Genomic DNA, 18,412 nt, shown 5'->3' with positions numbered 1-18,412 from the left:
GGAATTCGTATCGTCCCAGGTAATCTCGGGCGCTGGGTGAGCGGTGCACCGAACACACGACGCGAGGGATACGACGATGGCCATGCGATTGCTGGCTGCCATGGGAACGGTGGTAGTGGGTGCAGGGGTGCTGGCGGGCGCGCAGCCGCCCGCTCAGGCCGAGCCCGCATCCGCCGCGGCGATTCCCGGAATCGGGCCGTGCGCGACCGATCCGGTGCCCACGCACAATTCGCTGGTGCCCAAGACGCTCGAGGTGCCGGTGCCGTATCCGGTGGTGACCCTGGATCCCGGTCCGGCCCCGGCCGCGAAACCCGTTCGCACGCGCATGCAGTTGCCGCCGAACCCGTGCACCGATCCCTGCCCGGATCTCACCGATGCCCCGCCCCCGCCGCCCGGGCTGCTGACCCGGCTCGGTCTGCCGGAGCTGCTGGTGAATCCCAAGCCGTTCTTCTTCGCGCTGCCGCCGGGACCGTCGCCGCAGACCGGTCCGCCGCCCCCGCCGACGGCGCATCCGTCGGTCGACGCGGCCCCGCAGACCGCCGAGCGGCCCGCCCCGCGCATCGGCGAGGTGCGCGAGGTGGGCAAGGTGACCGGCGCGAATTCGATCAACCGCACCGACAAGCGCTGGCAGGTGTACGGCACCGATCTGGGCATCATGTGGGAGAGCGCGCCCGGTGAGATCGCCATGGCCTTCGGCGACACCGTGGGCGTCGGCTTCCATCCGCCGGGCGGGATGGGTGGCGACTGGCGCAGTAATCTCCTGGCGTTCAGCAGCAATCGCGATCTGAGCAAGGGCGTCGTGTTCGATCGCATGGTCACCGACTCCCGCTGCCACGCCGCCGAGGTGCTGGCCAGCCGCAAGCTGGACAATATCGAGATCACCACGATCCCGACCTCCGGCTTCGCCATCGGCGACCGGCAGTACCTGAGCTACATGTCGATTCGCACCTGGAACAGCGTGCCGGGCACCTTCTACACCAACTACGGCGGCATCGCCTATTCCGACGACCACGGCCAGACCTGGACCAAGGACCCGTACGCGCACTGGGACAACATCTTCGGCCTGGCGAATTTCCAAGTGGCGGCGATGGTTCCGCAGGGCGACTACGTGTACATGTTCGGCACGCCCAATACCCGCCTCGGCTCGGTCGGCCTGGCGCGGGTGCCGAAGGCACAGGTGCTGAACACCTCGGCGTATCAGTACTGGCACGACGGAAACTGGACCCCGGTGGGCGGATCCGAGTCCGCCACACCGATCGTCGACGGCCCGGCGGGCGAGCTGTCGGTGCGCTACGACGCCGACCGCGGCGTCTGGCAGATGAGCTACCTGGACACCTCGAAGGCGGCTCTCGTTGTGCGCGAATCGGATTCGCCGCAGGGCGTGTGGTCGGACGGGGTGCCGACGGTATCGGCCTCGCAGTACCCGGAGCTGTACGGGGGGTTCATCCACCCGTGGTCGTCGGGGTCGGATCTGTATTTCACGATGAGCACGTGGAGCGATTACAACGTGTATTTGATGCACGCGCAGGTGGACGACTGAGGGCTCGACCCTTGATTCCGGCGTGCTTTTGGCCGGAATCCAATGGTGACCGTCTGGGGTGTGTGGATCCCGGCCAAAAGCACGCCGGGATCAAGGGAAAGGGGAAGGCACGCCGGGATCAAGGGGAAGAGGAAGGCACGCCGGGCTCGTGTCCCGCGCGATCCAGTCGGGAGGCGAGTCTTCGGCAGCGCTCGCGGAATTCGGTGGGCTGCTCGATCGTGAAGTCCGCGTCCAGGACGACGAGGTTCAGGATCAGCCACTCGAAGGAGTCGACCCAGGTGGTCAGGGTGCAGCGGTCGGGGGTTACGGCCTCGATGTCGCAGTCCTGGAATTTCAGGGCGTCGGCTACGCGGGCGGCGGGAGCGGCGACGGTGACGACGGCGCGGTGGCGGGGGGCGGTCAGTTCGCCGCGCAGGTAGGCGGCCGCGGAGTCGGCGGGAAGCGGGCGGGGGGCGAAAACGGTTCCGCCGACCGATGTTTCGGCGATTCGGTCGATGCGGAAGGTGCGCCAGTCGGCGCGGTCGCGGTCCCAGGCCAGCAGATACCAGCGCAGGTGCAGGTGCACCTGGCGGTACGGTTCCACGCGGCGGCGGGAGGTGCTGCCGTCGCGGGCGGTGTAGGTGAAGGCGACGTGCTGGTGCCGGGCGGCCGCGGCGGCGAGGGTGGCCAGGACCTCGGCGTCGATCGGCGGCGCGGCCTGGGTCGCGGCCTCGACGGTGGCGCGCAGGGCGGCGGTGCGCGAGCGCAGCCGGGCCGGGAGCAGCTGGTCGATCTTGCCGAAGGCGCGGTCGGCGGCGACGCCGATCTCGGCGGGCGCGGCCTCGGCGGGCGCGGCGGTCGAGGCGAGCAGGCTCAGGCCGACCACCGTCGCCACCGCCTCGTCGTCGTCGAAGACCAGCGGGGGCAGGGTCCGGCCCGCCGACAGCCGATAGAAGCCGCCGGGCCCGGGCTGGGTGGTGACCGGATAGCCGTACTCGCGCAGGCGTTCCACATCCCGGCGCACGGTGCGCGGGCTGGTCTCCAGCCGCGCCGCCAGCTCCGGGCCACCGAATCGGCGGCCGGTCTGCAGATAGGTCAGCAGTGCCAGCATCCGGCGGGTCACATCGGCCACGATCCACCTCCACCGTCCAGCATAGGAAAATTGCGGTCATGATCCGGCCACATCTGGCCCTAGCGTCGAGGCATGACCGATTCGCTCAGCGCCGTGCCCGCGATTCGCATCCGGGCCGCGCGGACCAACAATCTGCGCCATGTCGACATCGATGTGCCGCAGCGGCGGCTCGTGGTGTTCGTCGGGGTGTCGGGGTCGGGGAAGTCGTCGCTGGTGTTCGACACCATCGCCGCCGAGGCCGGGTATCAGGTGAACGAGACCTATCCGCCGTTCGTGCGCAATCGGCTGCCGCGCTGGAGCAGGCCCGAGGTGGACCTGATCGAGGGGCTGTCGCCGGTGGTGGTCATCGATCAGAAGCGGCTGGGCGGCAATGCCCGATCGACCGTCGGCACCATCACCGACGCGTATACCTTTCTGCGCCTGGTGTTCTCGCGGGTGGGCGAGCCGTATGTCGGTGATTCGAACCATTTCTCGTTCAACGATCCGGCCGGGATGTGCCCGACCTGCTCCGGGCTGGGCGAAACGCTGGTCCCCGATGTGGACGGCATCGTCGACCGGCGAAAGTCCCTGTCGCAGGGCGCGATCGCCATGCCCGGCTTCACCGGCGACAAGAAGTACTGGTACCGGCGATACGCCGAGCTGGAGCAGTTCGATCCGGACGTCCCGATCGCCGACTGGCCCGCCGACGCGCGCCACGCCCTGCTGTATCGCGGGGCGGCGGCCGCCCGGCTGGGCCTGCCCGCGGACTACGAGGGCGTCATCGACCTGTTCGAGCGCATCTACCTGCACACCGCCGACCACCTGTCCGATCGCAAACAGGCCGTGCTGCACCGCTTCACCCATGCCGCGCCGTGCCCGGACTGCCACGGCGAGCGGCTGAAACCCGAGGCGCGGGCGGCGCGGGTGCTGGGGCGCACCATCACCGAGATGAGCCGGATGGAGATCGGCGAACTGGCCGATCTGGTGCCCGGCATCCGGGAGCCCCGCATCGCGCCGGTGGTCGCCGCCCTGCACGACAAGCTCGCCGCGCTGACCGAGATCGGGCTCGGATACCTGTCGCTGGCCCGGCCGACCACCACGCTGTCGGGCGGTGAATCGCAGCGCATCAAGACGGTCCGGCACCTGGGCAGCAGCCTCGTCGAAATGCTGTACGTGTTCGACGAACCGACCGTCGGGCTGCACCCGCACGATGTGCGGTCCATGGTCGGGCTGTTGAAATCGCTGCGGGACAAGGGCAATACCGTGCTGGTGGTCGAGCACGACCCCGATGTCATGCGGGTCGCCGACCACATCGTCGAGGTGGGCCCGGCGGCGGGGGCCGCGGGCGGGCGGCTGGTGTTCCAGGGCGAATTCGGCGCGCTGCGGTCCGCGGACACGCCCACCGGCCGTGCCCTGCGCGCCCGGCGCGGCGCCCGGACCCCGCGGGTGCCGGGCGGAAAACTGCGGATAGACAACGCCACTCGCAACAATCTGCGCGGGCTCAGCGTCGACATTCCCACCGGCGTGCTGACCGTGCTGACCGGTGTGGCCGGTTCGGGCAAGTCGAGCCTGGCCGCCGAGTTGGTCGCCCAGCATCCGGCCACGGTGGTCGACCAGCGCGCGGTCTCCACCAATCGCCGCTCCAGCCTGCTCACCTACTCCGGTATCGCGCCCGCGATCCGAAAGGTGTTCGCGCAGCACAATGCCGTGCGCCCGGCGCTGTTCAGCGCCAACTCCGCCGGGGCCTGCCCCGCGTGCAAAGGCGCGGGCGTGATCTACACCGACCTCGCCTTCATGGAGGGCCAGGAGAGCGTGTGCGAGACCTGCGGCGGCCGCCGTTTCACCGCGGAGGTGCTCGCCTACACCGTGGACGGCCTGAGCATCGCCGATATCGACGACCTCACCGTCGACGAGGCCGTGCGCCGCCTGCCCGATCGATCCATCGCCCGCGCGCTGCGCCACCTGTCCGAGGTCGGCCTCGGCTACCTGCGCCTGGGCCAGTCGCTCACCACGCTGTCCGGCGGGGAGTGCCAGCGGCTGAAGATCGCGAAGGAGCTGTCCCGCACCGGGAGTCACACGCTGTATGTGCTGGACGAGCCCACGACGGGATTGCATCCCTCCGATATCGACACGCTGCTGCACGTGCTCGACACCCTGGTCGAGAAGGGCAATACGGTCGTGGTGATCGAGCACAACACGGACGTGATCCGCGCCGCGGACTGGATCGTCGACCTCGGCCCGGGGCCGGGCAGGCACGGGGGGCGGGTGCTGTGCGAGGGGACGCCGCGGCAGGTGGCGGCGTGCGCCGAGTCGGCCACGGCGGCGGCATTGCGGCCGGGGAGCCGACCTACCGCCCGCGCCGCGGGCGATGGTCGTCCTCGTGGACGATGACGAAGCCGCGGTAGTACTCGTCCTCGTCCTCGAGGTCGTCCAGCGACGGGTCGTGGGTGACCGGCGCCGGATCGGGTTCGAGGGGTGATCCGATCACGCCGTCGCGGGGGGACGCGTTCTCGTCGAATCGGACGGGGGTGGCGGCCATTTCGCTGGCGCGGGTGGCCTCGTCCACCATGGCGCGGGCCGCGGCCAATGCCCGCTCGTGCAGCGCCGCGATCAGCGCCGCCACCCGCTCCGCGGGCAGCCGCTGTCCGGTATCGGACAGATCGATGCCGTGGATCGCGCCGTCCGCGCCGACCTCGATCGTCACCGCCCCGGTGCGCGAACTCGCCGTGGCACGGTGCTGTTTCGTCGCCTCGGCACGAATCGGAGTGTCCGCCATGCGTGTTCCTCCCGTATCGTCACACGACCGGTGTTCTCGAGCCGCTCCTGTGGCAGAATCGCCCCATCCCGGTGCAAACCGTGGGTCAGAGCATAGCCCTCGTCGGCGTGCGTCACCGGCGAGGAGACCGCAGCAGGGGGTGCCGTGTGCATGAGCCCGACCAGCGCGAAACCGATTGCGGGCGGCCGGAAGTCGTCACGGGGGGTTGACGTGGCCGTCCTAGCCACAGGCATCGCGGGCGCGCTGCTCGTCGCTGGATGCGGCGGCGGCGCAGGCGGATCCCCGCGGCCCGCGACCTCCGCGGCACCACCGGTCGCGCCATCGCCGCAGGCCACCGGCTTCGATCCGTGCCGGGACATCCCCGAAACGGTGCTGCGCGCCGAGAATCTGGAGCAGAGCGGGCCGCAGGACGCCAGCGTCGGCGGTGTCACCTCGACCGGATGCGGATACGTCGACCGGCAGGGTGACGGCTATTTCGTCCGCGTCATGAAATCCAGCCTCACGCTGGACATGATCAAGGCGAGATACTCCGACTCCTACCGTGCGCAGAGCATCGCCGGACGCAGAACCGCCTATTACACACCGCATCCCGACCGAGCGGCGCAGAGCTGCGCACTCGGCCTCGAAATCGCCTCGGGCACCGTGCTGTTCGATCTCTCGAATCCGGAGACCGCCGCTCGGACCGCGAGTCGGAATGCCTGCGACCTGCTCGATCATTTCGTGCGGCAGGTCGTCGGGTCCATATCACCCAACGCTTGACCGATACGCGAAAGAAAAGGGGCCGAGGTGGCCGATGACGACGCGCAAGGGGTGTTCGGGCCCCTGGTCGACCAGGCCCGCAACGGCGGGGTGTCGCTGCGGGTCGATCCGGCGACGTTCGTGGCGCTGGACAGGGCACTGGTGCAGCGCAAGAAGGAGATCCGGCAGATTCAGATGATCATCCAGGACATTCACGACCAGGAAACCTGGAAGATCGGCGAGGGATCGCAGTATCTGACCTCCGCGAAAACCATGGTGCAGAGCTTTCGGGAAAAAGCGGCCAGCGGCGCGAACAATGCCGATGCCACGCTCGAGGAGCACTTCCGCGTCGCCGACGAACTGCAAACCCTGCTGCGCACTATTCGCGAACGCTACGAACAGACCGATGCCGATTTCGCGGCGAAGTTCCGGGCCGCGGAATCGGCGCACCGACCGGAAGGGGGAGGCGGGCGATGACCGATTACGATCCGCCCCGAATCGTCAACCCGGAGAACGTCGATGCGCTGACCCACCGACAGATACTCGATGCGTTCGCTCAGGTCGGGGACGGCGTCGGGCCGATCGTCGCCAACTGGGACCGGGCGCGCAACGACTGGCGCAATTCCACCGAGGCCCTGGTGCGCGCCATCCGCACCGCGGTGGACGGGCACTGGACCGGCGCGGCCGCCGACGCCGCCGCGAACGCCGTGCTCGACTACTGCGCGCACGCCGAGGGCCTGGCCGATCTGTTCGAGGGGACCGCCAAGGTGGTCACCAATACCGCGGCGGCCGCGGCGGAGACGAAAGCCTTTCTGCCGCCGGAGTTTCCGGTGACGGCCGACCAGAAGAAGGACCCGACCGGCTTCGACAGCCAGACCCGCGAGGCGGCCCGCGCGCAGGACGAGGCCCGCCAGATCATGCAGCAGCGGTACGTGATCCCGTTCCGCACCCAGGACACCCTCATCCCGACCTTCCCGCCCGCGCTGTCCCCGATCGTCGACCCGGTCGCCCCGCAGGTTCCGGGTGGCACCACGACACCGGGCGGCGGCACCGTCGCCGATTCCGACGGATCGGACACCGGGCCCGGGGATACGACAGATCAACGGCCGCAATCTGATACACCCGGTACCGATCACCACGGCGACTCGACGGCGGGCGACTCCACGAAGGACGACTCCGGCCGGAGCGATTCCAAGCAGGATGATTCGACCCGAACCGATTCCACGCAGCCAGCGTCCACATCGTCCGCGCCGACCGCATCCTCGCCGCCCGACCCGACGACCTCGCATGCCCCGGCGAGTACCACCCCCGCCGGGACCGACGACGGAAAGCCCAGCGCCCCAGCCACTCCGGAACCGGCCACGGCCCCGACGTCGGCAGGCGCCCCCTCGTATGTCGAGGCCACCCCCGCCGCCCCGCCGGAACGGCTCGGCGTGCCGAGCCATCTCGCGCCGCCGCCCGCCGCCGTACCGGCCGATCCCCCCGCACCGCAGAGCGGGCGGCCGGGCGAGATCCCCACCGGCGGTCCCGCCCGAAACCCGGCCCCGAGCATCGGCCCCGCGCCCGCCCCGGCCCCGAAGCCCTCGGTCTCGGTGCCCGCCACCTTCGCTCCCGCCGCCACCGCCGCCGCGGCGGCCGGGGCCGCGACCGGCAGCGCGGCACACCCGCACAACACCGCACCCCCGCCCCGGGTCCGCCGCGCGCGCCGCACGGACGACGAGGAGAAGCAGGACAAGAAGGTCGACCTGCGGCACGAGTCGCACACCACCGAGTTGCTCGGTAAGAGCAGATATGTGCCGCCCACGATTGGTGAATGAATGGCGTCCTGGTCGTTCGATGCAGAAGAGTTCGCGGCGCTGTGGTTCGGGCCCGCCAACGATCGAATGCTGTACCCGCTCGGCTATTTATCGCAGTTCAGCCACGTCAACGAGCGCGATCTGCACTGGGCGCGGGTGCGCTGCGAGTACTCCGAGCAGGGCCGCCTGAGCTGGGGCGAGGCCGATCTGCTGCGCCGCGCGTTCGCGGTGCTGACCGAGCCGGAGACCTGGGCGGAGGTGCACGGCGCGTGCGATGCCGCCGGACCGATCCGGGTCTGCGCCGCCCGCCACGACCGGCACGGCGTGCTCGCGGTGCAGTTCACCCGGCGGCCCCGCATCCACGTCACCATCACCACCGCCGACGCCCTGCCCGCGGCCCTGACCACGCTGCTCCCCCGCCGCCCGCCCGGCACCCGCCGCGCCGAGGCGTTCGTCGCCGCCGACCTGTATCCCGAACGGCAGCCGGTGATCCGCTACACCGGCGATTCCACGCCGCTCGAACGCTACCGCCGCCTGATCCGCCGCCCGGCCACCGGCGCGGGCGTGGTCACCGTCTTCCGCGGGCCCCGCCACCGCGGCACCCGCCCGCCCCGCAAGGTCGGCACCGTGCGCTGGTACGACATCGAATCCGACGGCCGCTACATGGAGACCGGGACCCGCACGCTCACGGTCCAGCCCGCCGACGCGGACGCGCTGCAATCGGTCTGTGCCCGCCTGCTCGATCACGCCCTCACCGAATATCGCGAATACATCGAGGAACTCGGCCAATTCGCGCACTGATCAGGTCGCCGGACGGTTGTCGTCGGGGCGGGTTGCTCGTATTGTCGTGCCAGGCAAGTAGTTCGACCATGAACCGCTGCGTATTTCGCCCGTTTTTGCGCTTCACCACATCGATCAGATGAGTCAGATGAGCAAGTCCGGGCGCCGGGGAGGTGTCCGGGGCCAAAGCGCTTGGAGGACATGATGGATGGTACTGCCGCTGCCGAGACGCCCGAGGGCCACCCGGTGTCCTACCGGTGGGAGGCGGTCCGGCTCGTGCCCGAGGGCGAGCGAACGGTGCTGGAGCGCGGGGAGGGCGTCTTCGGCGCCGCCGATCCGACGTGCGGGCGGGTGTGCTCCAACTATGTCGAGGTCGGGACGGCCGTCTTCGACGATGTCTGCGAGGGGCTGATCGCGGAGCATCACGCGGACGTGCTCGACGCGCGCATCGAGGAGCGCGCCGATCCGGAGCCGAAGGCGCGGCAGGTGCGGATGGTGGTCTTCGATCCCGAGGGCGCCGAGCGGATGACGGCGACCGCGCGGCTCAGCTTCCGCGAGGTCACCGGCAAGGACCTCGCGGACTACCGAAAACAGCTGGCGCTGTGGGAGAAACGGGAGAACGAGCGGCGCGCGCGGCGGCTGCGCGCGGTGGTCGCGGCGGGGCGGCCGCTCCCCGAGGGCGACGAGATGCCGCGGCTGGTCCCGGCCGACCCGCGACTACGCGGACTCATCTCCACCCTGCGGGTGGAGGCCGACACCGTGCGCGAGGAGATCTACGACCTCGACCACTGCCGCGAACAGCTCGCCCTCGCCGAGAACACGGTGGCGGCGGCGCGGCGGGCGGAGCAGACCGCGCGCGCCAACGGCGATCTCGCCGAGGCCGTGCACGCCCGGGCCTACATCGACCGCTGGACGCCGCGGATCGGCCGCTGGGCCAGCCTCCTCGAGCTGACCACCGAGGCGTACATGGACGCCGCCGCCGTCGACGACCTGGCCGACCGGCTCAGCCTGCAACCGCCGATCGACAACTGAAAACCGCTGCGCCCCAGCGCATTACCACGCCGTGGTCAGGTCGGCGTGCTGGCTCACCCAGGCGTGCATGGCGATACCCGCGGCCACCCCGGCATTGATGCTGCGCGTGGAGCCGAACTGCGCGATCGACACCGTCATCACCGCCGCCTCGCGCGCCCGCGCGGTGACGCCCGGCCCCTCCTGCCCGAACAGCAGCAGGCAATTGCGCGGCAGCCGAGCGGTTTCCAGGGGAACCGAACCCGGCACGTTGTCCACCGCGACCACCGTCAGCTCCTCGCGCCCGGCGAACTCCAGCAGCTCGTCCACATCGGCGTGATGGACGATGTGCTGATAGCGGTCGGTGACCATGGCGCCGCGCCGGTTCCAGCGGCGGCGGCCGACGATGTGCACCGCGGCCGCGGCGAACGCGTTGGCGGTGCGCACCACCGTGCCGATATTGGCGTCGTGCCCGAAGTTCTCGATCGCGACATGGAACGGGTGCCGGCGGCGGTCGATATCGGCCACGATCGCCTCCCGCGTCCAGTAGCGATAGGCGTCGACCACATTGCGGCGATCGCCGTGCGCCAGCAGCTCGGGGTCCAGCCGCGGATCCTCCGGCGGCGGCGTGCCGAACTCCTCGCGCCACGGCCCGACGCCGTGCGGATGCTCGCCCCACTCGGTGGGGCCGATGAGTTCGAGGGTGCTGCTCACGGCGTCATCGTAGCGGCGGCCGATAGGCTGGCCGGATGGTGTGGCTGGCCCCACCACGGATTCGGTGGGCCGCTCCCTCGCCGCGCACCACCGTCCCGACCACCATGGATGCTATGACCGAGACCTCCGCCGAGCAGACGATCGCCCTCGAGCGCCCCGCGCGATCGCCGTCGACCACCGCGCGCGTGACACTCGCGATCCTGCGGGCCCCCTTCGCGGCGCGGACCTGGAAGGACCTCGTCTACCTGATCGCGGCCCTGCCGCTGGGCTGCCTCGTGTGCGCGTACCTTTTCTTCGCCTACGGCGCCGGAGTGTTCACCTCGGTCGTCGTGCTCGGTATCCCGCTGCTGGCCACGGTGCTGCTGAGCGGCCGGGTGTGGGGGCAGATCTACCGCGCGCTGGGCCGGGCCCTGCTCGATCTGTCGATCGAGGAGCCGCGGCCCCTGGAGCCGGAGCCGGGCCTGCTCGGCTGGCTGCGCGGGGTGTTCACCGACGGCGTCGCCTACCGGGTGCTGCTGTTCCTGATCCTCGAGGCCGTGCTCGGCGTGGGCGTGGGCTATCTGGTGCTGACGGGCTTCGGGATCGCGGCGTTCACCGCCCTCTCCCCGATCGTCTGGGCGGTGTTCCATCCGACGAACGTGGATTCCCAAGGGCGCGAACGGCATTCGATGCTGCAATTCGGCGACTACTACTTCGACACCTGGCCGCGGATGCTGCTGCTCGGCCTGGTCGGCGTGCTCGTCTTCTACCTCGTGGTGCCCTGGCTGATTCGCGGCACGGCCTGGGCGCACCGGCTGCTGATGCTGGTCCTGCTCGCGCCGACCGCCCGCGAGCGCCGGATGGCCGAACTGCGCGAGGGCCGCCGGGTCGCCGTCGCGGACTCCACCGCGACGCTGCGCCGCCTCGAACGCGATCTGCACGACGGCACCCAGGCCCGGCTGGTCACCATCGCCATGACGCTGGGCCGGGCCGAGGACCGGATGGCCACCGGCGCCGACCCCACCCAGCTGATCGCCGACGCCCGGGCCAGCTCCAAGGAGGCCATTACCGAGCTGCGCGAACTGGTGCGCGGCATCCATCCGCCCGCGCTCGAGCTGGGCCTGGAACCGGCGCTGGAGACGCTGGCGGCGCGCTGCGCGGTGCCGGTGGAGCTGCGGGTGCGGCTGCCGCGGCGGCCCGTCCCGGCCATCGAGGCCATCGCCTACTTCTCCGCCGCCGAACTGCTCACCAATGTGGTGAAACACTCCGGCGCCGACCGGGTCTGGGTCGCGGTGCTGCCGTCCGGCTCGGACGGCCTGGTGCTGACGGTCCGCGACAACGGGCACGGCGGCGCGCGGCAACCGACGCTGCCGACCGGGGAGGCGGTGGTCGGCGGCGGGCTGTCGGGCCTGGCCGCCCGCGCCCGGTCGGTCGACGGCACGCTCACCGTGGACAGCCCGCCCGGCGGGCCGACCGTCGTCACCCTCACCCTGCCGATCGGAGGACCACAATGACCACCGCCGACCCCACCCTGCGCGTGGTGATCGCCGAGGACAGCGCGATCCTGCGGAACGGGCTGGCCGGACTGCTCGCCGACCGCGGCCACGAGGTCGTCGAGATGGTCGGCGACGCCGTCCGGCTGAGCGAGGTGGTGGCCGAGCACCGGCCCGATGTGGCGGTGGTGGACGTGCGCATGCCGCCGACGTTCACCGACGAGGGCCTGCTGGCCGCGATCGAACTGCGGCGCAAGTTCCCCGACACCGGCGTGCTGGTGTTCTCTCAGTGGGTCGAAACCCGGTATGCCACCGAGCTTCTCGCCTCCGGCGCGAGCGGGGTCGGCTATCTGCTCAAGGACCGGGTGGCCGATGTGCGCGAATTCGTCGACGCCCTGGCGCGGGTCGCCACCGGCGGTACCGCCCTGGACCCGGAGGTGGTGAGCCAGCTGATGGGTGCGACCCGGCAGCAGGACTCGCTGGCGCGGCTGACCCCGCGCGAGCGCGAGGTACTGGAACTCATGGCGCAGGGGCTGTCGAACGGGGCCATCGCGCAGTCGCTCACCGTCACCGAGCGGGCGGTGGAGAAGCACATCGGCAATATCTTCCTGAAGCTGGACCTGCCGCCGTCGGACACCCACCACCGCCGGGTGCTGGCGGTGCTGCGGCTGAAGGGGTAACCCGCCGCGCGACCGGGAACCGCCGCCACGAGGGGCGTCCGGGGCCTATCCTGGAATCCCATCGGCGGTGGTGGAGGTCGTCTTGGACCACACACGCATTGTTCGCACCGTGCTCGGCGTGACCGTCGGGTACCTGGTCGCCCTCGGGTTCTGGCTCGGCTGGGTGGTCCGACATACCCCGCCGGGAACCATCGCGTTCCAGATCGTGGCCCTGGTCGGCATGTTCGGTTCCTGCGTCGGGCTGGGCATGCTGCTGTCGCAGCGACCCTCGCGCGCCGACCGCCGCCTGCTCCGGCACGGCCTGGAGGGCTGGGCCACCATCGAGGGCGTCCACCGGCTGGAACGAACCGACCATCACACGGAACTGACCGAGATCGACCTGGAGCTGACCATTCCCGGTTCCGAAACCTACCACGGCACAATAGTTTTCGACGTGGAGCCGGTAGATCAGCCGAAAATAGCGGTGGGGGAGACCATTTCGATTCGCGTCGATCCTGCCGATCGGGACAGGATCATTCTGTGCCTGTAACCGGGTCGGTCAGAAGATATTGTGCCGCAGCGTAAGTCGAGAGAATTACGCCCTCGGTGATCCTGCGGGAGCGCTCGCCGCGGGCGAACAGGCGGCGCAACACGACGAGGCCGTCGGACACGGTGAACAGTAGCGCCCCGAGGCCGAGGCGGCTGCGGGCAGATTTTCCCGGAACATTTACCCCGGCAACGGTTTTCGCGTCGGGAGCCAGGGCGGGATCGGAGGCGAGTACCGCGGCGGAGCCGAGGGTCGCGCCGTAGGCCGTCAGCGGGACGGCGAGATTCGGTGCGCGCCAACGCAGTAGCGCACCGGCACCGGCCCAGGCGAGCAGTCGCGGCCCGGCCACCGCGGCCCGCGGGCGCGCACCCCGCCGCCACCACAGCGCCGCGTAACCCGCCTGCATGATCGCGAAAGACGAAGCGCCCGCGACCAATCGACGGTCGTCGTCCGGATCGATGAGCAGCACGTCGCCGAGCGTGGCCGCGCCCAGCGAGCCGAGCAGCAGGGCGCGGTCGGCGGGCGCGAGATCGCCGCCGTGCAGCGCGTCGGCGGCCAGCAGCGGCATGAGCAGCGGCTTGGCGGCCCACTGCCAGCGGTCCCGGCCGGTCACCGCGCCGAAGACGGTCACCGCCGCGGCCGCGGCGTACGCCGCGCGAAAAGGCCGGGCCACGACCGGATCAGAAGCTGGGCTCGACCGGAGCCGGCGGCAGCGTGACCACCTGTCCGGCGTAGCTGAGCCCCGCGCCGAAGCCGAGCACCAGCGCCAGCTGACCGCCCTTGGCCTTGCCGCTCACCAGCATCTCCTCGATGGCCAGCGGAATCGATGCGGCCGAGGTGTTTCCGGTGTTCTCGATGTCGCCCGCCATCGGGATCTCCTCGGCCAGGCCGAGGTTCTTCTTCATCAGCTCGTTGATGCGGGCATTGGCCTGGTGCGGCACGAACACCTCGATGTCGTCCTTGGCCACGCCGGAGACCTCGAGGGCGGTCGACAGCGCTCGCGGCAGGGTGACCGCGGCCCAGCGGAACACCCGCTGGCCCTCCATGCGCAGCGACATCCGGCCGATCGGCGTCACCGCGGGATCGGTGCCCTGCATGGCCTGCGCCTTGTTCATGAACTCCAGGAAATCGACGTCCTGCGAGATGGCCTCGGCGTTCTCGCCGTCGCTGCCCCACACCGTGGGCGAGATGCCGTTCTCCTCGCTGGGCCCGACCACGACCGCGCCCGCGCCGTCACCGAAGATCATCGCGGTGCCGCGGTCGGTCGGGTCGAGGCCGACGGTCATCGTCTCGGCGCCGATCACCAGCACGTACTCGGCGGAACCGGCCCGGATCAGATCGGCCGCCACGCCCAGCGCGTAGCCGAAACCACCGCACCCGGAGGTCAGATCGAAGGCCGGAATGCCGTTGATGCCCAGGTCGAAAGCGACGCTCGGGGCGCCGTGCGGGGTGAGCTTCAACCAGCTCGACGTGGCCAGAATCACGGTGCCGATCAGGGCGCGATCGACCCCGCTGTTGACGATCGCGCGCTCTCCGGCGGCCGCGGCGATGGACCGTAACGTCTCATCGCCGCTGATCCAGCGGCGGTTGCGAATACCGGTGCGTTCGTAGATCCACTCGGGCGTGGAGTCCAGAACCTCGCACACCTCGTCGTTGCTGACGATGCGTTTCGGCCGGTAGGCACCGATACCGAGCATCGCAACATTCTCGCGACCCTTGTTGACTGCAATGCTCACCACTGGTGACTCACACGACCCTTCACCGCTGAACGGACATCTGACCACGTCAAGGCTAACTCAGGAGTAATGGTCAGCCCAGCGCCAGATCCTTCAGACTCAGAATGGACCGGTACTCCAGCCCTTCGGCGGCGATCACCTGGTCGGCGCCGGTTTCCCGGTCGACGACGGTGGCCACGCCCACCACGGTGGCGCCGGCGTCGCGCAGCGCCCGCACGGCCGTCAGCGGTGAGTTTCCGGTGGTCGTGGTGTCTTCCACCACAAGCACCCGCTTGCCCGCGACCTCCGGGCCCTCGATCTGGCGCTGCATGCCATGGGTTTTGGCGGCCTTGCGCACCACGAAGGCGTCCAGGGGGCGGCCGGGGGCATGCAGCATCGCCAGAGCAACCGGGTCGGCGCCCATCGTGAGGCCGCCGACGGCGTCGAACTGCCAGTCGGAGACCAGTTCCCGCAGCAGCTTGCCGATCAGCGGCGCGGCCTGCTGCTGCAGGGTGGCGCGGCGCAGGTCGACGTAGTAGTCGGCTTCCTTGCCCGACGACAGCGTCACCCGGCCGTGTACGACGGCGAGCTCGCGCACGAGCTCGGCCAATCTATCCCGGTCGGCGGTCGATTCGATCATGGTCGTGTCTATGTCCTTCCGCGTGCGTTGAACAGGCGTCGATTCAGCCGGGCCAGCGTCGACCGCGGGAACACTCCGGCGACCGACGTGAGCACCTTGTACTGCACACCGGGCACACTGATCACCCGGTCCTTCTCCAGATCACGCAGTGAACCGGCCACCACCTGGTCGACGGTGAGCCACATCGGTTTCGGCAGCGACGAGGTCGCGATACCGGCTCGCTGGTGGAACTCGGTGTGGACGAATCCGGGACACAGGGCCTGAATTCTGACGCCCGTCCCGGCCAGCCCGCCCGCCAGTCCTTCGCACAAGGATACGACGTAGGACTTCGACGCCGAGTACGTCGATCCGCGTCCGGGGACCAGCCCGGCCACGCTGGCCACGTTGACGATCGACCCCTTGGCCGCGGCGATCATCGACGGCAGCGCCGCCCGGGTCAGGTGCAGCACGGCGGTGACGTTGACGTCCAGCTGGCGCTGCAGATCCGCCGGGTCGACGGTCCACAGCTCGCCCGAGAGCCCGATTCCGGCATTGTTGACCAGGAATTCGACGCCCTCGGCCAGCCGGGCCGCGACCCTGTCCCGGTCGGCGGCCACGGCGAGATCGGCGGGCAGCGGCTCCGATCGAGTACCGAAGCGGCGCTGCATTTCCTCGGAGAAGCCGTGGAGCCGCTCCTCGTCGCGGGCCACCAGCACCAGGTCGTAGCCGAGGGAGGCGAGCCGCTCCGCATAGCCGTGGCCGATGCCGGAGGTGGGCCCGGTCACCAGGGCGACGGGGCGGGTGGCGCCGGGTAGGCGCGGACTCGAGGGGGATTCGGTCATGGGGTCATCAACCGCCTAACACTCGACGAGCTGGGTTCGAACGCGAATATCGCCGCGCGGTCGGCGGCGATACGGACGGCACGGTCCGAGACGGCCTCGGAGTGTCGCAGGCGGCCCCGCGAGGGGGCGGTCACCGGGGTGCGGGGCCCTGATACGGGCGGAACCCGGGGTGGAACGGGCCGCCCGGGCGTTCGGGCTCGTCCCGGTCGTGGTCGCGGCGCTCCGGCCACTCGTCTTCGACGAACTCCTCGTCGAAGGCGCGGGATTCGTCGGGCTCGTCCTCGGGTAATTCCTCGGCGGGCGGCCAGTTGCGGCGGACGCGACTGCGCGGATCGGGCACCACGGCCAGGGCCGGGCGGCGCGGGGGTTCGGGATCCGATTCGCCCGCAATGTCTTTCACCAGCGGGGCGTAGTCCTCGGGATCGTCCGCGGGCGGTTCCGGGAAGCGCGATTCGGGAGCGGGCGGCTGTTCGGCCTGCGGGTCTTCGTGGTGCGGTGGCTCGGAGAACGGGGCGTGCTCGGCGGCGGGGGCCACGATCGGGTGGGGGTGCTCGGGCCCGGTGTTCTCGTTCTCGGGGTCCGGGCGGTTGCGCGGGCGGGGGCGGCCCGGATCGTGTCCCTCGTCGGGTCGGCCGCCGCGGTCACCGGCCACCGGGGGTAGCACGTGTAGCAGGCCGGACAGCCGCAGCACGGCGTCGATGGCGGCCTCCCACTCGCGCGAGGAGGTGCCGACGGGCAGCATGCCCAGCGTCCAGTTGCCCTCGCTCCACAGCTGCTGCACGGAGTCGGGCAGGGTCTCGATGAAGGCCACCATGCGCTGGTCGACGGCGTGCCGGGCGATGTCCGGGTTGGTCGCGAAGACCACGCGGTCGCCGATGGCGCCGAGCAGTTCCAGGTCGTGGTCCTTGGGCGGGGTGGCGGTCTTGAGCCGCAGGTCGATATCGATGTCGGAGCCGATCTGGCGGCGCACGGCGACCAGCGTCGCGGCGTCCTCCAGGTCGAAGAGCACGAACTTCTCGCCCCTGCGGTTGCCGGAGACCACGTCGACCGCGGACAGGTACCCGAGTTTGGCCATCGCGCCGCGGCGCCACGTCGACGCCAGCGCCGGCTCGACCGAAACATAGGTGTAGCCCTGGGATTTCGCCCAGACCTGACGCACGTGACCGGTCCGCTGGCGCTGGAGCCGATCGAAATACAGCAGCACGATCGCACCCACCAGTGCGATCGCCGCGAGCCCGAACCACATTGCCGTCATCGCTTCGGAGTCTAGTAGCTCCGTTGTCCGACGCCTCCTTCGTCGGCGCGTGTTCGTGGGACCGGCGACTCGTGTCGGGACTTCAACGCGGCGGCGGGAGCGTGGTACTGATGATGATCTTGGCGAGGATCGACTTGTCCTGCTGTTTATCGCCCTGGACGACGACCATGTCGCCGACGTGCAGATCCGCGACCTTGCCCGCGCCGCTGGTGACGATCTGGGTCTTGTCGTCGGTGTGCACGGTGACGGTGGAGCCCAGCAGGGAGTCGATGGTCAGGGTCGAGCCGTCGTTGGCGGTGATGGTGCCCATGGTCGCGCCGAGGTTGTCCATATCGCCCAGGCCGGGCAGCGGCGGGAGGTTGGGCTGCGGGCCGTTCGACGGGCGCTGCGGCGGGATCACCGGGACCTGGCTCGGGACCGGGCGGTAGCCGTTGCCGTCGGCGGACGACGTCGACGACGAATTGTGCCCGGCCAGAACCAGTCCCGCGACCACGCCGCCCAGCACGACCAGCGCGAAGACGCCCGCCGTGAGGGCGATCCACAGGCCGGTGCGCCGCCGCGGCGGCGGCTCGACCGGCAGCCCGGTCGGCCCGATCGGCCCCTGCGGGCCACCGGGACCGTAGGCCGGGCCGCCCATCGGCGCGGCGCCGGGCCGCCACTGGTCGTAACCGTCCGCGGGCTCGTACACGCCGTACTGGCTCTCGTACGGCGGCAGCTCCCGGGTCGGATTCGGCCCGGGTGGCTGATCGAAATAGTTGTACGGCACCCCGACCCGCTCGGTCGGCGCATCGGCCGAATCCGGTCGCTGCGCCCACGGGTCGTTGGGATTCGTCATGCGAACCAGGGTAGGTGCAGATGGGG

19 protein-coding genes are annotated in these 18,412 nt (G+C 70.4%); 10 read left to right on the top strand and 9 right to left on the bottom strand.

Annotated elements, in window-relative coordinates; all coding sequences use genetic code 11:
* The first annotated feature begins 76 nt into the window (after positions 1-76).
* Positions 77-1,540 (top strand): DUF4185 domain-containing protein, encoded by a 1,464-nt coding sequence (locus HPY32_RS20985; RefSeq protein WP_067578733.1) that lies wholly within the window; start codon positions 77-79, stop codon positions 1,538-1,540.
* Positions 1,541-1,658: 118 nt separating this feature from the next.
* Here the strand turns inward: HPY32_RS20985 and HPY32_RS20980 are convergent, their stop codons facing one another.
* Positions 1,659-2,651, bottom strand: a complete 993-nt coding sequence (locus HPY32_RS20980) for a helix-turn-helix transcriptional regulator (protein WP_067578736.1) — start codon at positions 2,649-2,651, stop codon at positions 1,659-1,661.
* 72 nt (positions 2,652-2,723) lie between these two features.
* Here HPY32_RS20980 and HPY32_RS20975 point away from each other — a divergent pair, with 72 nt between their 5' ends.
* Positions 2,724-5,021 carry an ATP-binding cassette domain-containing protein gene (locus tag HPY32_RS20975; protein WP_067578738.1) on the top strand — a complete coding sequence of 766 codons (2,298 nt, stop codon included), beginning with the start codon at positions 2,724-2,726 and terminating at the stop codon, positions 5,019-5,021.
* Here HPY32_RS20975 and HPY32_RS20970 read toward each other — a convergent pair.
* Positions 4,978-5,406: a YbaB/EbfC family nucleoid-associated protein gene (locus HPY32_RS20970; RefSeq protein WP_067578742.1), complete on the bottom strand. Its 429-nt coding sequence runs from the start codon at positions 5,404-5,406 to the stop codon at positions 4,978-4,980. The two genes, HPY32_RS20975 and HPY32_RS20970, sit on opposite strands and share 44 nt — an antisense overlap.
* Positions 5,407-5,556: 150 nt before the next feature.
* On the opposite strand from HPY32_RS20970, the gene HPY32_RS20965 reads away from it, so the two are divergent.
* The 5 genes from HPY32_RS20965 to HPY32_RS20945 all read left to right on the top strand — a co-directional run bounded on the left by HPY32_RS20965 (position 5,557) and on the right by HPY32_RS20945 (position 9,752).
* Positions 5,557-6,165: a DUF3558 domain-containing protein gene (locus HPY32_RS20965; protein ID WP_082870633.1), complete on the top strand. Its 609-nt coding sequence runs from the start codon at positions 5,557-5,559 to the stop codon at positions 6,163-6,165.
* Between the two features lie 27 nt (positions 6,166-6,192).
* Positions 6,193-6,621 (top strand): hypothetical protein, encoded by a 429-nt coding sequence (locus tag HPY32_RS20960; protein WP_067578745.1) that lies wholly within the window; start codon positions 6,193-6,195, stop codon positions 6,619-6,621.
* On the top strand, positions 6,618-7,961 hold the full coding sequence (locus HPY32_RS20955) for a PPE domain-containing protein (protein ID WP_171982957.1): 1,344 nt from the start codon (positions 6,618-6,620) through the stop codon (positions 7,959-7,961). Before HPY32_RS20960 ends, HPY32_RS20955 begins: the two co-directional genes overlap by 4 nt.
* Positions 7,962-8,741, top strand: coding sequence for an ESX secretion-associated protein EspG (locus HPY32_RS20950; RefSeq protein WP_067578748.1), 780 nt, complete (start codon positions 7,962-7,964; stop codon positions 8,739-8,741).
* Positions 8,742-8,921: 180 nt separating this feature from the next.
* The gene (locus HPY32_RS20945; RefSeq protein WP_067578750.1) at positions 8,922-9,752 is read left to right on the top strand and encodes a hypothetical protein; all 831 of its coding nucleotides are present in this window, start codon (positions 8,922-8,924) and stop codon (positions 9,750-9,752) included.
* A 21-nt stretch (positions 9,753-9,773) separates the two neighbouring features.
* Here the strand turns inward: HPY32_RS20945 and HPY32_RS20940 are convergent, their stop codons facing one another.
* The gene (locus tag HPY32_RS20940) at positions 9,774-10,442 is read right to left on the bottom strand and encodes a TrmH family RNA methyltransferase (protein ID WP_067578751.1); all 669 of its coding nucleotides are present in this window, start codon (positions 10,440-10,442) and stop codon (positions 9,774-9,776) included.
* Positions 10,443-10,555: 113 nt separating this feature from the next.
* On the opposite strand from HPY32_RS20940, the gene HPY32_RS20935 reads away from it, so the two are divergent.
* The 3 genes from HPY32_RS20935 (at position 10,556) to HPY32_RS20925 (ending at position 13,123) form a co-directional block, all read left to right on the top strand.
* Complete coding sequence (locus HPY32_RS20935; RefSeq protein ID WP_082871068.1) at positions 10,556-11,935, top strand: sensor histidine kinase; 1,380 nt, start codon at positions 10,556-10,558, stop codon at positions 11,933-11,935.
* On the top strand, positions 11,932-12,594 hold the full coding sequence (locus HPY32_RS20930; protein ID WP_082870634.1) for a LuxR C-terminal-related transcriptional regulator: 663 nt from the start codon (positions 11,932-11,934) through the stop codon (positions 12,592-12,594). The genes HPY32_RS20935 and HPY32_RS20930 overlap by 4 nt, the downstream gene beginning before the upstream one ends.
* 82 nt (positions 12,595-12,676) lie before the next feature.
* The gene (locus tag HPY32_RS20925; protein WP_067584624.1) at positions 12,677-13,123 is read left to right on the top strand and encodes a hypothetical protein; all 447 of its coding nucleotides are present in this window, start codon (positions 12,677-12,679) and stop codon (positions 13,121-13,123) included.
* On the opposite strand, the gene HPY32_RS20920 is transcribed toward HPY32_RS20925, so the two are convergent.
* From HPY32_RS20920 to HPY32_RS20895, 6 genes are all read right to left on the bottom strand, one after another.
* Positions 13,107-13,793, bottom strand: a complete 687-nt coding sequence (locus HPY32_RS20920) for a lysoplasmalogenase (protein ID WP_067578753.1) — start codon at positions 13,791-13,793, stop codon at positions 13,107-13,109. The two genes, HPY32_RS20925 and HPY32_RS20920, sit on opposite strands and share 17 nt — an antisense overlap.
* Before the next feature lie 7 nt (positions 13,794-13,800).
* Entirely contained in the window at positions 13,801-14,859 is a 1,059-nt protein-coding gene (locus tag HPY32_RS20915; RefSeq protein WP_067578754.1) for a beta-ketoacyl-ACP synthase III, read from the bottom strand.
* A gap of 70 nt (positions 14,860-14,929) precedes the next feature.
* On the bottom strand, positions 14,930-15,475 hold the full coding sequence (gene pyrE, locus HPY32_RS20910; protein WP_067578755.1) for an orotate phosphoribosyltransferase: 546 nt from the start codon (positions 15,473-15,475) through the stop codon (positions 14,930-14,932).
* An 8-nt stretch (positions 15,476-15,483) separates the two neighbouring features.
* Complete coding sequence (locus tag HPY32_RS20905) at positions 15,484-16,296, bottom strand: SDR family NAD(P)-dependent oxidoreductase (RefSeq protein WP_067578757.1); 813 nt, start codon at positions 16,294-16,296, stop codon at positions 15,484-15,486.
* A 130-nt stretch (positions 16,297-16,426) separates the two neighbouring features.
* Positions 16,427-17,551, bottom strand: a complete 1,125-nt coding sequence (locus HPY32_RS46200; RefSeq protein WP_309247539.1) for a TtfA family protein — start codon at positions 17,549-17,551, stop codon at positions 16,427-16,429.
* Between the two features lie 82 nt (positions 17,552-17,633).
* The gene (locus HPY32_RS20895; protein ID WP_067578761.1) at positions 17,634-18,386 is read right to left on the bottom strand and encodes a DUF5666 domain-containing protein; all 753 of its coding nucleotides are present in this window, start codon (positions 18,384-18,386) and stop codon (positions 17,634-17,636) included.
* Between the last annotated feature and the right edge of the window lie 26 nt (positions 18,387-18,412).

It is taken from the genome of Nocardia terpenica, from assembly GCF_013186535.1.
GTDB classification, from domain to species: Bacteria; Actinomycetota; Actinomycetes; order Mycobacteriales; family Mycobacteriaceae; genus Nocardia; species Nocardia terpenica.
Note: the sequence above shows the minus strand (reverse complement) of the source record. Positions and strands in the feature narration are given on the sequence as shown.

What these genes read in the sequence shown, in the direction of transcription:
- HPY32_RS20970 (WP_067578742.1), bottom strand. Translation starts at nt 5,406, where the DNA reads ATGGCGGACACTCCGATTCGTGCCGAGGCGACGAAACAGCACCGTGCC.
- HPY32_RS20930 (WP_082870634.1), top strand. Translation starts at nt 11,932, where the DNA reads ATGACCACCGCCGACCCCACCCTGCGCGTGGTGATCGCCGAGGACAGC.
- pyrE (WP_067578755.1), bottom strand. Translation starts at nt 15,475, where the DNA reads ATGATCGAATCGACCGCCGACCGGGATAGATTGGCCGAGCTCGTGCGC.
- HPY32_RS46200 (WP_309247539.1), bottom strand. Translation starts at nt 17,551, where the DNA reads ATGACGGCAATGTGGTTCGGGCTCGCGGCGATCGCACTGGTGGGTGCG.
- HPY32_RS20905 (WP_067578757.1), bottom strand. Translation starts at nt 16,296, where the DNA reads ATGACCGAATCCCCCTCGAGTCCGCGCCTACCCGGCGCCACCCGCCCC.
- HPY32_RS20895 (WP_067578761.1), bottom strand. Translation starts at nt 18,386, where the DNA reads ATGACGAATCCCAACGACCCGTGGGCGCAGCGACCGGATTCGGCCGAT.
- HPY32_RS20935 (WP_082871068.1), top strand. Translation starts at nt 10,556, where the DNA reads ATGACCGAGACCTCCGCCGAGCAGACGATCGCCCTCGAGCGCCCCGCG.
- HPY32_RS20955 (WP_171982957.1), top strand. Translation starts at nt 6,618, where the DNA reads ATGACCGATTACGATCCGCCCCGAATCGTCAACCCGGAGAACGTCGAT.
- HPY32_RS20975 (WP_067578738.1), top strand. Translation starts at nt 2,724, where the DNA reads ATGACCGATTCGCTCAGCGCCGTGCCCGCGATTCGCATCCGGGCCGCG.
- HPY32_RS20945 (WP_067578750.1), top strand. Translation starts at nt 8,922, where the DNA reads ATGATGGATGGTACTGCCGCTGCCGAGACGCCCGAGGGCCACCCGGTG.
- HPY32_RS20965 (WP_082870633.1), top strand. Translation starts at nt 5,557, where the DNA reads ATGAGCCCGACCAGCGCGAAACCGATTGCGGGCGGCCGGAAGTCGTCA.
- HPY32_RS20985 (WP_067578733.1), top strand. Translation starts at nt 77, where the DNA reads ATGGCCATGCGATTGCTGGCTGCCATGGGAACGGTGGTAGTGGGTGCA.
- HPY32_RS20950 (WP_067578748.1), top strand. Translation starts at nt 7,962, where the DNA reads ATGGCGTCCTGGTCGTTCGATGCAGAAGAGTTCGCGGCGCTGTGGTTC.